Origin of the sequence: Pseudomonas sp. BF-B-30 (assembly GCF_019956305.1) — a bacterium.
Classification (GTDB): Bacteria; Pseudomonadota; Gammaproteobacteria; order Pseudomonadales; family Pseudomonadaceae; genus Aquipseudomonas; species Aquipseudomonas jessenii.
Genome location: NZ_JAHBDG010000029.1, coordinates 50,776 through 62,795, shown reverse-complemented (window position 1 = coordinate 62,795; position 12,020 = coordinate 50,776). Strand labels below are relative to the sequence as shown.

The window sequence follows — 12,020 nt, the reverse complement described above, 5'->3', positions numbered from 1 at the left end:
ACACCGATTGAAACCCGCCCTCCCCGCCACTGCTGACAATCGCCACCATGGTCGCGACGCCGGAGAAGGATACGCCCTGCACCAGCGGCAATTGACAACCAAAAAACGGTAAACCCAGGGTTTGCAGCAGTGTTGCCAGCCCCCCCGCAAACAATGAAGCAGCAATCAACAAACCGATGTCCGCCGGCGAGAGCCCGGCCGCCTGGCCGATGATCAATGGCACCGCGACGATACCGCCATACATGGTCAGAACATGTTGCAGGCCATAAGCCATATTCGCGCCGATCCCAAGATTTTCGTCCTCGGGCCGTTGGTGTGAAACATGGGGCGTTTTCATGGAGGGGGTTCCCTGGTTTTTGTTATGCGCACACTGTATGCAAGACATAGGACAAATGTCTATAGAGTTGTATACAACTTATCAGTCACAAAATGGATACTTGTCCATTTCCGCCTGACACCCACCCTCCTGGCCACGCCAAAAACCTTGAAATACATCCCTCGCCGCCCGCACCCGCGTGCTGACTAGTCTTTTGAATTCCTGGCGACCATCGGTAAGGCCCGCCTCTTCTACATACATATAAAGTATGCATAATGAAGTCATTCGAAATTCAGTTCCACAAGGCCAAGAACGCAGCCAACAAACTCAAGCACCAAGGCATCAGCCTCGCAGAGACTGAACCGGTATTCCATGACGAGCGAGCGCTGACCATCGAGGACAACCACCATGATGAACAACGCTGGATCACCCTGGGGCTGGACGCCAAAGGCCGGTTGCTGGTTGTCGTGTACACCCACCGCGATCCGAATTTCGTTCGAATCATTTCCGCGCGCATCGCCACCAAAAGCGAGCGTCGTCAGTACCTGGAGGCATGACCGATGAAAGACGAATACGATTTCAGCAACGCCAGGCGCGGGGCCGTGGCGCCCGCCAAAGGCAAGACCCGCATTACCATCATGCTCGATGACGCAGTCATCGAAGCGGCCCGCGCACTGGCAGAACACGAGGGGTACGGCTACCAGACGGTGATCAACAATACCTTGCGCCGAGCCCTGCTCAACGAAGGCAAGAGCGCACACCTGAAACAAACCCTCACCCCTGCCGAACTCAAGGGTCTGGAGCAGAAGCTGGCAGAGGCCTTGCGCGAAATCCAACGGGTGATGGAACCGGGTGTTCGGCCCTGAAACACAAATGGCCGATCAATCGGCTCAGCTCTGTGCGATGTCCAGGATCAGCCTGTTACTGCGGCGCTGCGATCAATCGTTTCAGAGTCCGTGCCAATTGCGCCTGTTCCGGTACGCGAATGCCGAATTCGCTGCCCAGCAGGCCAATCAGTTCCTGAACATCCGTCACCTCCCGCCGCTCGCTGTCATGGCCAATCCGGTGAATCGCGAAGCTGCCATTGTTGAGCGTGCGTCGCCACCCCTCCCCGGTGCGCGCCACCATCAACTGCTTGACGAAAGACGACTCGGGGTGAGTCGAGACGTACCAGTTGCCCACAGCAAAATCGATATCTTCCTGGCGTTGCAGGTCGAAGATGTACATCGCTCGCCATTCGCCCGCAACGTTGGCGCGCAAGGTAAAGCCGTCGACGTGCAGATCGATGCGATACGACTCGTGCGGGGTGGGTTGTTCGGCGCGGGTATCAAGCAACAGGGGCGCGGTCGGTACCATGCCGCCGAAGCCGACGTCGGTGATGTAGCGCACGTCATCGATGATGACCAGGCTCAGGCGGTGGGTCCGGGCAGTCCAGGAGCCCTCCGGCTGGCCCATCACCACCCGGCCGCTGATGGCACGGGCGTCGAAACCCAATTCCTGTAGCAAGGCCAGGAACAGGTTGTTGAGTTCGTAGCAGTAACCACCACGACCATCGTGCAAGACCTTCTGCTCTATGGACGGCAAGTCGATCAGCACCGGCTCGCCGGATAATGTGGTGAGGTTTTCAAACGAGAAAACGCCGGTATGGCGCAGTTGCAGCTGGCGCAAGGTTTCCAGGGTCGGCGCTGGAGGTGCATCGAAGCCCAGGCGTTGCAGATACAAAGCACGGTCGGTCAGGCGTGGCTCGCTCATCGTTCAATCCTTTTGCACGCAGCGGCGGATTGCTCCGCCAGTGGCCGCTATGTATACGGGATCAAGCACTGCCGCCGACAATTGATTTAGCCAATCACCCGGCATGAAAACACTCAACGCCGCTTGTGCGAGCCCAATTGAATCCAGGTCGGCGCGTGGTCGCTGGCATGGGGCTCGTTACGCACCCACGCATCCACCCCGGCGTCTTGCAGATACGGACTCAGGGCCGGGTTGAGCAGCAGATGGTCAATGCGCAGCCCCGAGTTTTTCTGCCAGTGCTGACGGAAATAATCCCAGAACGTGTAGAGCCGATCCTGTGGATGCAGGTGCCGCAATGAATCGGTCCAGCCCTGGTCCAGCAACCGCTGGTAGCACTCGCGACTTTCCGGTTGCAGCAAGGCGTCCTTGAGCCAGGAGCGCGGGTTGTAGATGTCCAGGTCGGTGGGCACCACGTTGTAGTCCCCCGCCAGCACCACCGGATGTTCGCTGCCTTCAAGCGTCTGCGCGTAATGGATAAGCCGTTCGAACCACGCCAGCTTGTAATCGAATTTCGGCCCCGGTTGCGGGTTGCCGTTGGGCAAATACAGGCAACCCACCAGAACCCCGTGGACAGCGGCTTCCAGATAGCGACTATGGTTGTCGCTGTCATCGCCAGGTAACCCGCGTCGGCTTTCCAGCGGCTGCGCATCCCGCGCCAGGATCGCCACGCCGTTCCAGGACGCCTGACCCTGCCAGATGGCGCCGTAGCCGGCCGCTTCAAGCTCAGCCGCCGGGAATGCGCTGTCCACTGCCTTCAATTCCTGCAGGCAGGCGATATCCGGTTTTTCCCGTTCAAGCCAGGCCAACAGATTCGGCAGGCGTGCGCGCAGGCCATTGACGTTGAACGTGGCGATCCGCAACTTTTTCATGAACGGACACTCCTGAGGACGAGGTGCCTGACGTGTGACACCGACAGGTTTCGCAGGTTGCGTCAGCGGTCCCTGAGGCGGTAGCACCTTGAGCGCACGCCGGTCGATCATAGGCCTTGCTGACGCTGAGAGCTGTGTGGGAGCGAGCTTGCTCGCGATGGCGTCGTATCAGTGGCCAACCATTTGCCTGACCTGTCGCTTTCGCGGGCAAGCTCGCCCTCACAGGGTTCTCGTTTGGCCATGGATCGGTGGCCCCCTGAGGCCCCGTGCCATTCGTCAACCGGATCGGCACCAACCGCGTGACCCTTCACACTAACATCAGGTAACGACTCATCCCGGGAGACGACCATGATGAACAGAAAAATGACTTCGCTGCTCATGGCCGGATGGTTGTCGGCTACGTCCCTGGCCACGCTTGCGGCGTCCGGCGATGGTCCTGGCGCGACCGGTACGGCACCCGGCGCAACCCGCAATTCAACTCTGCTGCCAGACAACAACAGGCCCAGCGATCCCTCGGGCAATAACGGGCGCGGACAAAGCCCCGGCTCGTCAAGCGGCAGCACCGGCGTCAATGGCCCGGGCAGTGGCGCGGGCGGCGGCACCGGTGCGCCCGGTGGCGGAACCGGCGGTGCTGGCGGCGGAACAGGTAGCTGGACAGGCAAAAGCCGCCAATGACATGCCGTCATTGGCCGCTTTTTGTGACCTGAGGCCTACATCGGCTTGACCGCTGGCGGGTTCCACTTGCCATTCAGCGCCTCGGCTTTCGGGCCGTACAGACGCATGGTCAGGTTGAACGGCCCTTTGGGTGCCGGTAGCCAGTTGGCCTCCAGATCCTTGCCAGGGCTTTCGTTCTGGAAGTAGAGATCCAGCGAGCCATCGGCGTTGTTCTTGAACGGCATCCAGCTACTGACTGCAAAACGATTGAGTGAGTTGGCGACCTGGAACCCTTCCGGGTCATACAGGGTGATCGACCAGAAGGCATTCACTGGCGGCGCCTCGCCCTTGTTGAAATGCAGCACGTACTTGTTTGCGCCCTCGAGCGGCTTGCCGTTGCTGTCGCCGATGTTCAACGGATAAATCGCGTCCTCGGGCAGGTTGGCACCGAGCCCCACCTGCGTAACGATGGCGCGCTTTAGGTAGTAGTTGCCGTAGACACCCATGGTGTCAGTGTTCATCGACCAGCCATTGACCTCCCGCGCCAGGGTCGGCACTTTCCAGGTCATCAAGGCCTGCGCATCCTGGGGCACCCTTTGCAGCGCGGCCTGGATTTGCGGATCCAGCGTGTCCATGTCGAACGGCTTGCCGGGTTCGATGCCGATCCGTTTGATCTGCGCCAGCATGGGCTGGTCAGTGCTGTGCGGCGGATTCACTTTCAGCAGTTCGGCAGCGTAAGTGAAGTAGTTGGCAGCCGACATGGAATCGACCTGAATCTTCGGTGGCGTTTTCATGTCCACCGCCGGGTCGACCTTCACGGTGACGGCTTCAGGCTCCTTGCCCAACCGGGACAACGGCGTAACCGTGTAACCGGCCTGGATCTTGTGCACCGCCGCGTAATCCGCCGCGCCATCAGTCTTGGTACGGCCGATGACCCAGACAAACGGAGTTGGCGCCGGCAGGTGGCTCATCCCGGCGGGCACCGTCCCGGTCCATCCCGGCGGCGTCACCAGAAATTGCCCGGCCTCAGTGCCCGTGGTGCGCCAGCCCGGCGAAGCGAATACGTCGGTCCACATATCCAGCATCGGTAACAGGTAGAAACGCCCATCGGTATCGGGCGCGGCGATCACCAGCGGTTCCTTGGTCAAGTCCAGCCAGGCAATCGAATACAACGTGTCGAAATTAGAACGCACCACCCCTCTGAAATCGGCAGGCGGGTACTGCGGCACACTCACAAACATGTTCATGGGGCCTTTACCGAACTCCTTGCCCGGCTCGATGTTGGTGAACTGCTTGCGAGTGACGTCCATGCTCAGCAGCGGGTAAAAATAGATGTAGGCATCCACGCCGATCGAGTGAGCTTCTTCGGCGGTGATTTTCGATTGCGCGTGGCTGGCCAGCGGAAAGATGGCAGTGGCTGCGACGGTCAAAGCAACGGCTGTCAACGTTTGAGGTATCAACATGTTGGCGATCGTCCATGCGAGTGGATGTCTGCCGGGATCGACAGAACAATCGGAACTCTAGACGATCAATTCCGCCAGGCCAGGGAGACAGACCACCGGCAGCAACAGCACCTCAACGGTCGGAGCGCATCAACGCCTCGACGCCACCGGCCATCGACAACGTTGCCACGCGGTTTCTCCCCGAATGCTTGGCCTGATACAACGCCGCATCCGCCCGCTCGACAAACACATCCATGCTGTCACGCCCCGACGGCACGAACGAATAGCAACCAAGACTCACCGTCACGTAGCCATTGGGCGAGCCGGTGTGGCTGATGTGCTTGTCGATGACGCTGCGGCGGATCTGCTCGGCAATCGTCATGGCGCCGTGGATGTCGGTGTCCGGCAGCAGCACCGCAAACTCTTCGCCGCCGTAACGCACCGCCAGATCGGCCTTGCGGTGGCAGCAACTCTTCAGCGCGCGTGCCACTTCGGCCAGACAGTGATCCCCCACCACGTGGCCGTAGGTGTCGTTGTAGCGCTTGAAGTAATCGATATCGAGCATGATCAGGCTCAAAGGGCTCGCCTGCCGGGCGCCGCGCCCGAACTCGACGTCCAGCGCCCGCTCGAACAATCGGCGGTTGGCCAATCCGGTCAGGCTGTCGTGGGTGGCGATCAGCTCCAGCGCTTGCTGTGCCCTGCGCAAATCCGACTCGACCCGCTCGCCAACACGCACCTGATGCAGGAACACCCACCCGAACAGCCCCACGCCCAGCAATACCAGGGCAACAATGAGACTGGAGCGAAACGCCGTGTCGTACCAGCCCGCGAGAATGGATTCCGTGGACGACGCCGCCGTGACCACCAGCGGATACGCCTCCAGCTGTCGGTAACCGTAAAGGCGTGTCACACCATCGATGATGGATGTGAACATCGCATTGCCGGAGCTGGCCAGTGGCAGGGACTTCTGGAAAATCTCGCTCTGGGCCAGCGACGTGCCGATCTGCGCCTCCACAAAAGGTCGACGCGCCAACAGCGTGCCATCGGTCAAGCCGAGAAACATCGAGCCGTTGTCGTCGAGGCTGAAGCTTTTGAAGAACTGGTCGAAGTACGACATCTTGATCCCGGCCAGCAATACGCCCTGGAAACGGCCGTTCTTGTCGTTGACCCGTTTGGAAACCGGAATGATCCACTCACCGTTTTCCCGACTGCGAATGGCCGGGCCGATATGCGCCACCGACGATACGTTCTGCTGGTGATACTTGAAGTACTCGCGATCGGCGACGCCGGGCCCCCGAGGCAGATTTTCAAACGAGGTCACCACCCACTGGCCCTTCTGGTCGAACAGCAGGATGCCGTGCAACTGATCCAGCGCCAGCACGCGCCGAGCGAAGGTCTGCTGCAAGCGTGGCCGTTGGTCCGGGCCGAACCCGTCGACCTGAATCCAGTCCACCAGGCTGGTCAACACCAGGTCGGCCTTCATGAAGGTGTCTTCGGCTTGCTGCGCCATGGCCCGCGTCAGGTTCGAAGACGCCACTTGCGCCAGGCTCAGGTCGTGGCGACGGGACTGTTCCAGTTGCAGGTAGAGCAAACCGCACAGGCACAGGCACACCGTGGCAATGAACAATACCGCGGCCTTGCGCAGTGGTATGCGTTTCAATGCGATGCCAGGGGCGTGGTCCGGGTCGTTAAAGCGCGTGGGCAAAAGTTCATCCTGTCGGGGGCAAGGCATGGGCAACGACCCAAAGCCCTCAGTCTTCGGGCGGCGTAGTTTACGGGGTTATCCAGGACAAATGGGTGGCCACTTGCCCAGCGTTAACACACCGCCCGTCGGTGCTGCCCGGACGCAACGTCCGCACCCTGCCTGCGCTGCAAACATGACCCAGGGCAAGCGCGGCCTGTGCGTCAACGAGCTACGATTAGACAAACCTCAATACAGGGAATCGACATGAGCAAGGCAGACGAACTCGCCGCAAAATTGAAACAGACACGGCTGGCCAGCGCGGATCAGGCGATCGATGGCTGGCCGGGCCAGGTCTACGAACTGTATCAACGCATAGAGACCTGGCTACAGCCGTTGACCGAAGCGGGCCTGATCCTGCGGCGCAACCCCACCCACGTCTTCGAGAGCCACCCCGATGGCGACGCTTACGACTACGCCATCGACCAGTTGGTGATCATCGGCAACGAGCACAGCATTACCTTTGACCCGGTTGCACGCTTCACCGCCGACGGTGAGGGGCGGGTCGAGATCCACACAACAGACAACGAACTCGCCCTGTTGCGCACCGTGGACGAACACGGTGAAACACACTGGTGGCTACAAACGATCGAGCAGGCCACCGCGCAACTGGATGCGGTGGCGCTCACGGATACCGATCTGCTTGTCGTGGTCCAGCAAGGGCTGGCGCTTTAGGGGCTAATGCCAGTCAGTTAAGCCTTTGAACACCGCAAACCTTGCTCGCGATGACGGTTGGACAGTCACGTAAGGGATGCCTGACAGTCCGCCATCGCGAGCAAGCTCGCTCCCACAGGTTTCGTGTGTTAAGTGATCAGTAATACGCTCCGGCGCCCGTTTCCAGTCTTCCGCTACAGCTTGTTCTGCCCCGTCACCACCAGCGGTATCTCTGCGCGACGCAAGTCCAGAGCGGGCAATTTCGTAGGCTGACTCAAGCCCTGCAGCACCCTGGCATCGTAATCATAAATGTCGGGCTTGAACGTCACCCGCCCGTCATTGCTCAGGTCCACGGTCCAGTAAGCCAACAACACCGGCACTTTCACCGGTAGCGGGATGTTCTCGGTCCTGCCATTGGCCAACTGTTTTTGAATCCCGGCGCTGTTCCAGCGTACCGGGTCGTTAAACAACAGCTCGACCAGTTGCAAGGGGTTTTCCACGCGGATGCAACCTGAACTGGTGGCCCGAACTGTCTTGGCAAACAGCTCGCGGTGTGGCGTGTCATGCAGGTAAATCGCATAGTCGTTGGGGAAGCGGATCACCACCTGCCCCAGCGAACTGTCGGGCCCGGCATCCTGACGCAGGTGGATGCCTCGCGGGTTGCTCCAGTCAACACTCGACGGATCGAGCACATTGCCTTCGCGATCCAGCACGCGAATCCGGTTGGCCGCCAGATAACCCGGATCGTTCTGGACTTTCGGAATCACGTCCTGCTTGAGGATGGTCGGCGGCACGGTCCAGGTCGGGTTGAACGTGATGTAGGTGATTTCGGCCTGGAATACCGGCGTACTGCGCACCGGCTTGCCGACCTGCACTCGCGAACGCCAGATCGGCAGACCGTCACGGTACATCGCCACCTTGTATCCGGCGATATCGACGATCACAAACGTGCCCTGCAGTTTGTACAACAGCCACCGGGCGCGCTCCATGTTGACCCGCACCTGATCGATCCGCGCCTCGACCGGCACGTTCAGCGCCGCCAGCGTCGCCGCCCCCGCCACGCCATCGGCCCCCAGGTATTGCTCGGTCTGATACTTCTTCACCGCGGCGATGACCTTGTCGTCGTAACCGGCTTTTTTCGACAGGTGCGCGCCCAGGTAACCGCCCGCCACCAGACGCGCACGCAATTGAGCCACCGCCACCCCGTCCATGCCGGGCTTGAGCGATTGCCCTTCAGTGACTTTCGGCCAGCCGCCCGCATCATGGACCTGGCGCAACCGGGCCAGGCCTTCACGCAAATTGCGGTAAATCTCTTCCTGAGGAGGCGCATCGGCGAATGCACGCGCAACGTCATGGGCATCGAGGGCGGCGAACAGGTTGTTCATGTCCTCGTGGGCATTGCCGCCGGCAGGATCGAAATTCCAGTGAATGTCCAGCCGCGACGGATCGACTTTACCCCGGCGCAGTTGCAGCAGCGCGGTGATGAACGTGCGGGTCGCCGCCATGTCGAACATCGCCCGTTGCGCCGTGGAAGGCATGGCCGCCACCAGCGACTCATGGGCCTGAGCCAGTTCGGTGATGCGGAAATCCGCCGGATTCAGGCCGTCGATCCGGGTCTCTTCGAGGCTCTTGAGTAATTGCGCCACGTCACGATCATCCGTCCACGCGGCGCGATAGTTGCGATGCATATAGAAATCCAGCACCACCCGGTTGACATCCACACGCTGATGGCGCCTGGACGTGAGCAACGGCGGAAAGGCCGATCGCAGCGGTTCCAGCGTCGCTTGAATCGCTTGGCCGACCGCATCGTCGGGCGCCGCGGCATCGATTGTGCTGCTCGCCGCAGATACCGGCTCAATCGGCGAAACTTGCCCAAACGCTGCACCGCTGATCAGAAAGCCCATAAAAAACATGCGGCTTATGACGAATGACCTTGTTAACTGCACCATGGATAATCCTTAATCCCCCGTTTCAAACGGCTAGTTTTCCGCTCGCTGCTAGACTCGAAATTATCATGATGAGACCCGACTATGGCGCTAAACCGCTTTGGCCTTTTATTTGCCATTTTACTGACGTGCCTTTCAGTAACGTCAGCCTACGCCGATTCGCTTGAAAACGCGCTGGTCAAAGCAGCACCCGGCGCCGACGCCAAAGTGATTGCCCTGGCCGTTCGTGCCACTCAATGCAGCCGTGCCCAAGGTGTCGCCCCCGCCCAACGACTGGCGGTGATCGATTACTCCCTGCCCTCGACCGAACAACGCCTGTGGGTCTTCGACCTTAAACGACGCAAGTTGCTGTTTCACGAACTGGTCGCCCATGGCCGCAACAGCGGTGAAAACATGGCCACGCTGTTCTCCAACCGCAACGAAAGCCACGCCACCAGCATCGGTCTGTTCCGCACCCAACAAAGTTACCTCGGCCAGAACGGTTACTCGTTGCGCATGGAAGGCCTGGAGCCCGGCTTCAACGATAACGCCTTTGACCGGGCCATCGTCATTCACGGCGCGCCCTATGTCAGCCCGGTGCTGGCCCGCGCCAATGGCCGCATCGGCCGCAGCCTGGGTTGCCCGGCCGTCAGGCCGGCGATTGCCCATCGGCTGATTGATTCGATGAAGGACGGGCAATTGTTGTTTTCCTACTACCCGGACCAACGCTGGCTGAAGTCGTCTTCCTACATCAACTGCAGCGGCGACACGGTGGCCTCAAGGGAAAAGTCCACTTCACGCCGGTAAGCGACGCCCAACCTGTCAAAACTGTAATCTTCGCCTCAGCCAGCTGAAAGGCACCGCCTGCTAGCCTCATCGACAAGTTCAACAGGCTGACGGGCGGAACAGACGGCATGCACTCCCACACTTCAAGACGCACCTTCGTCAAAGGCCTGGCCATCGGCGGGCTCTTCGGCGGCCTCGGGTTATGGCGCACGCCGGCCTGGGCAATCAGCAGTCCCGGCGAACCGCAGGTGTTGGCCGGTAATGAATTCGACCTGTTCATCGGCGAATCCCCGGTCAACTTCAGCGGCAGCCCACGCACCGCGATGACCATCAACGGCGGCATCCCCGGCCCGCTGCTGCGCTGGCGTGAAGGCGATACGGTGACGCTGCGGGTGCGCAACAGACTCAAGGACAGCACGTCCATTCACTGGCACGGCATCTTGCTGCCGGCCAACATGGACGGCGTACCGGGGCTGAGTTTCAAGGGCATCGAACCCGGCGGCATGTACGTCTACCAATTCACCGTGCGCCAGAACGGCACCTACTGGTATCACAGCCATTCGGGGTTTCAGGAACAATCCGGCGTCTACGGCCCGCTGGTGATCGACGCCAAAGACCCGGAGCCGTTCCAGTACGACCGCGACTACGTGGTGATGCTCAGCGACTGGACCGACGAAGACCCGGTCGGCCTGATGAAGACGCTGAAAAAACAGTCCGATTACTACAACTTCAACAAACGCACCGTGGGCGATTTCATCCACGACGTCAGCGAAAAAGGCTGGGGGCCGACCGTCGCCGATCGCAAAATGTGGGCCGAGATGAAGATGAACCCCACCGATTTGGCGGACGTCGGCGGCGCCACTTACACCTACCTGTTGAACGGCCAGGCGCCGGATTCGAACTGGACCGGGGTGTTCCGCCCCGGGGAAAAGCTGCGGCTGCGCTTCATCAACGGCTCGGCCATGACCTACTTCGACGTGCGCATCCCCGGCCTGAAAATGACTGTGGTCGCCGCCGATGGCCTGTACGTCAAACCCGTGAGCGTCGACGAGTTTCGCATCGCCGTGGCGGAAACCTTCGACGTTATCGTCGAACCGACCGAAGCGGCCTACACCCTGTTCGCCCAGGCGATGGATCGCACCGGCTACGCACGGGGCACCCTGGCGGTGAAGACAGGACTGGTTGCGCCGCTGCCGCCACTGGACCCGCGCCCCCTGGTGACCATGGATGACATGGGCATGGTCGGCATGGACCACGGCAGCATGGCGGGCATGGATCACAGCAACATGGCCATGGGCGATATGCCCGGCATGCAGTCCCACCCGGCCTCGGAAACCGACAACCCGCTGGTGGACATGCAAGCCATGTCCACCTCACCGAAACTCGACGACCCCGGCATGGGCCTGCGCAACAACGGGCGCCGCGTACTCACCTACTCCGACCTGCGCAGCACCTTCGAAGACCCGGACGGCCGCGAGCCTGGCCGCACCCTGGAACTGCACCTGACGGGCCACATGGAAAAATTCGCCTGGTCGTTCAACGGCGTGAAGTTCTCTGATGCAGAGCCGTTGCGCCTCAAGTACGGCGAGCGGTTGCGGATCGTTCTGGTCAACGACACGATGATGATGCACCCCATCCACCTGCATGGCATGTGGAGCGACCTCGAAGACGAGAACGGCCAGTTCATGGTGCGCAAACACACCATCGACATGCCACCGGGCTCCCGGCGCAGCTATCGGGTTACAGCCGATGCGCTCGGCCGCTGGGCCTATCACTGCCATCTCCTGTACCACATGGAAATGGGCATGTTCCGTGAAGTTCGCGTGGAAGAATGAGGTGCGC

Annotated in this window: 12 protein-coding genes; 6 read left to right on the top strand and 6 right to left on the bottom strand. The window is 60.6% G+C overall.

The window, feature by feature from the left end; translation table 11 throughout:
- Nucleotides 1-337 (bottom strand): solute carrier family 23 protein (locus KGB29_RS16295; protein ID WP_317851348.1); only part of this gene is annotated, 337 nt, incomplete at its 3' end.
- A 254-nt stretch (nt 338-591) separates the two neighbouring features.
- Between KGB29_RS16295 and KGB29_RS16290 the strand changes: the two genes are divergently transcribed.
- Both KGB29_RS16290 and KGB29_RS16285 read left to right on the top strand, forming a co-directional pair.
- Nucleotides 592-873, top strand: a complete 282-nt coding sequence (locus tag KGB29_RS16290; protein WP_057715593.1) for a BrnT family toxin — start codon at nt 592-594, stop codon at nt 871-873.
- Between the two features lie 3 nt (nt 874-876).
- On the top strand, nt 877-1,182 hold the full coding sequence (locus tag KGB29_RS16285; RefSeq protein WP_090454198.1) for a BrnA antitoxin family protein: 306 nt from the start codon (nt 877-879) through the stop codon (nt 1,180-1,182).
- A gap of 55 nt (nt 1,183-1,237) precedes the next feature.
- Here the strand turns inward: KGB29_RS16285 and KGB29_RS16280 are convergent, their stop codons facing one another.
- Both KGB29_RS16280 and KGB29_RS16275 read right to left on the bottom strand, forming a co-directional pair.
- Nucleotides 1,238-2,068, bottom strand: coding sequence for an arylamine N-acetyltransferase family protein (locus tag KGB29_RS16280; protein ID WP_154910070.1), 831 nt, complete (start codon nt 2,066-2,068; stop codon nt 1,238-1,240).
- Nucleotides 2,069-2,181: 113 nt separating this feature from the next.
- Nucleotides 2,182-2,976 carry an exodeoxyribonuclease III gene (locus KGB29_RS16275; protein WP_154910069.1) on the bottom strand — a complete coding sequence of 265 codons (795 nt, stop codon included), beginning with the start codon at nt 2,974-2,976 and terminating at the stop codon, nt 2,182-2,184.
- A 348-nt stretch (nt 2,977-3,324) separates the two neighbouring features.
- Between KGB29_RS16275 and KGB29_RS16270 the strand changes: the two genes are divergently transcribed.
- A complete protein-coding gene (locus tag KGB29_RS16270; protein ID WP_191628313.1) occupies nt 3,325-3,651 on the top strand; it encodes a hypothetical protein in 327 nt (108 codons plus the stop codon).
- Between the two features lie 35 nt (nt 3,652-3,686).
- Here KGB29_RS16270 and KGB29_RS16265 read toward each other — a convergent pair whose 3' ends face one another.
- Together KGB29_RS16265 and KGB29_RS16260 are read right to left on the bottom strand one after the other, a co-directional pair.
- Nucleotides 3,687-5,093, bottom strand: a complete 1,407-nt coding sequence (locus tag KGB29_RS16265; RefSeq protein ID WP_154910068.1) for a DUF1254 domain-containing protein — start codon at nt 5,091-5,093, stop codon at nt 3,687-3,689.
- A 112-nt stretch (nt 5,094-5,205) separates the two neighbouring features.
- Entirely contained in the window at nt 5,206-6,804 is a 1,599-nt protein-coding gene (locus tag KGB29_RS16260) for a diguanylate cyclase (protein ID WP_411736800.1), read from the bottom strand.
- Nucleotides 6,805-7,020: 216 nt separating this feature from the next.
- Between KGB29_RS16260 and KGB29_RS16255 the strand changes: the two genes are divergently transcribed.
- Nucleotides 7,021-7,488 carry a hypothetical protein gene (locus KGB29_RS16255; RefSeq protein ID WP_154910067.1) on the top strand — a complete coding sequence of 156 codons (468 nt, stop codon included), beginning with the start codon at nt 7,021-7,023 and terminating at the stop codon, nt 7,486-7,488.
- 173 nt (nt 7,489-7,661) lie between these two features.
- Here the strand turns inward: KGB29_RS16255 and KGB29_RS16250 are convergent, their stop codons facing one another.
- Complete coding sequence (locus KGB29_RS16250) at nt 7,662-9,416, bottom strand: murein L,D-transpeptidase (RefSeq protein ID WP_154860624.1); 1,755 nt, start codon at nt 9,414-9,416, stop codon at nt 7,662-7,664.
- Nucleotides 9,417-9,497: 81 nt separating this feature from the next.
- On the opposite strand from KGB29_RS16250, the gene KGB29_RS16245 reads away from it, so the two are divergent.
- Nucleotides 9,498-10,199 carry a murein L,D-transpeptidase catalytic domain family protein gene (locus KGB29_RS16245; RefSeq protein WP_102668829.1) on the top strand — a complete coding sequence of 234 codons (702 nt, stop codon included), beginning with the start codon at nt 9,498-9,500 and terminating at the stop codon, nt 10,197-10,199.
- A 107-nt stretch (nt 10,200-10,306) separates the two neighbouring features.
- Nucleotides 10,307-12,013 (top strand): copper resistance system multicopper oxidase, encoded by a 1,707-nt coding sequence (locus KGB29_RS16240; RefSeq protein WP_154910066.1) that lies wholly within the window; start codon nt 10,307-10,309, stop codon nt 12,011-12,013.
- Nucleotides 12,014-12,020 lie beyond the last annotated feature (7 nt).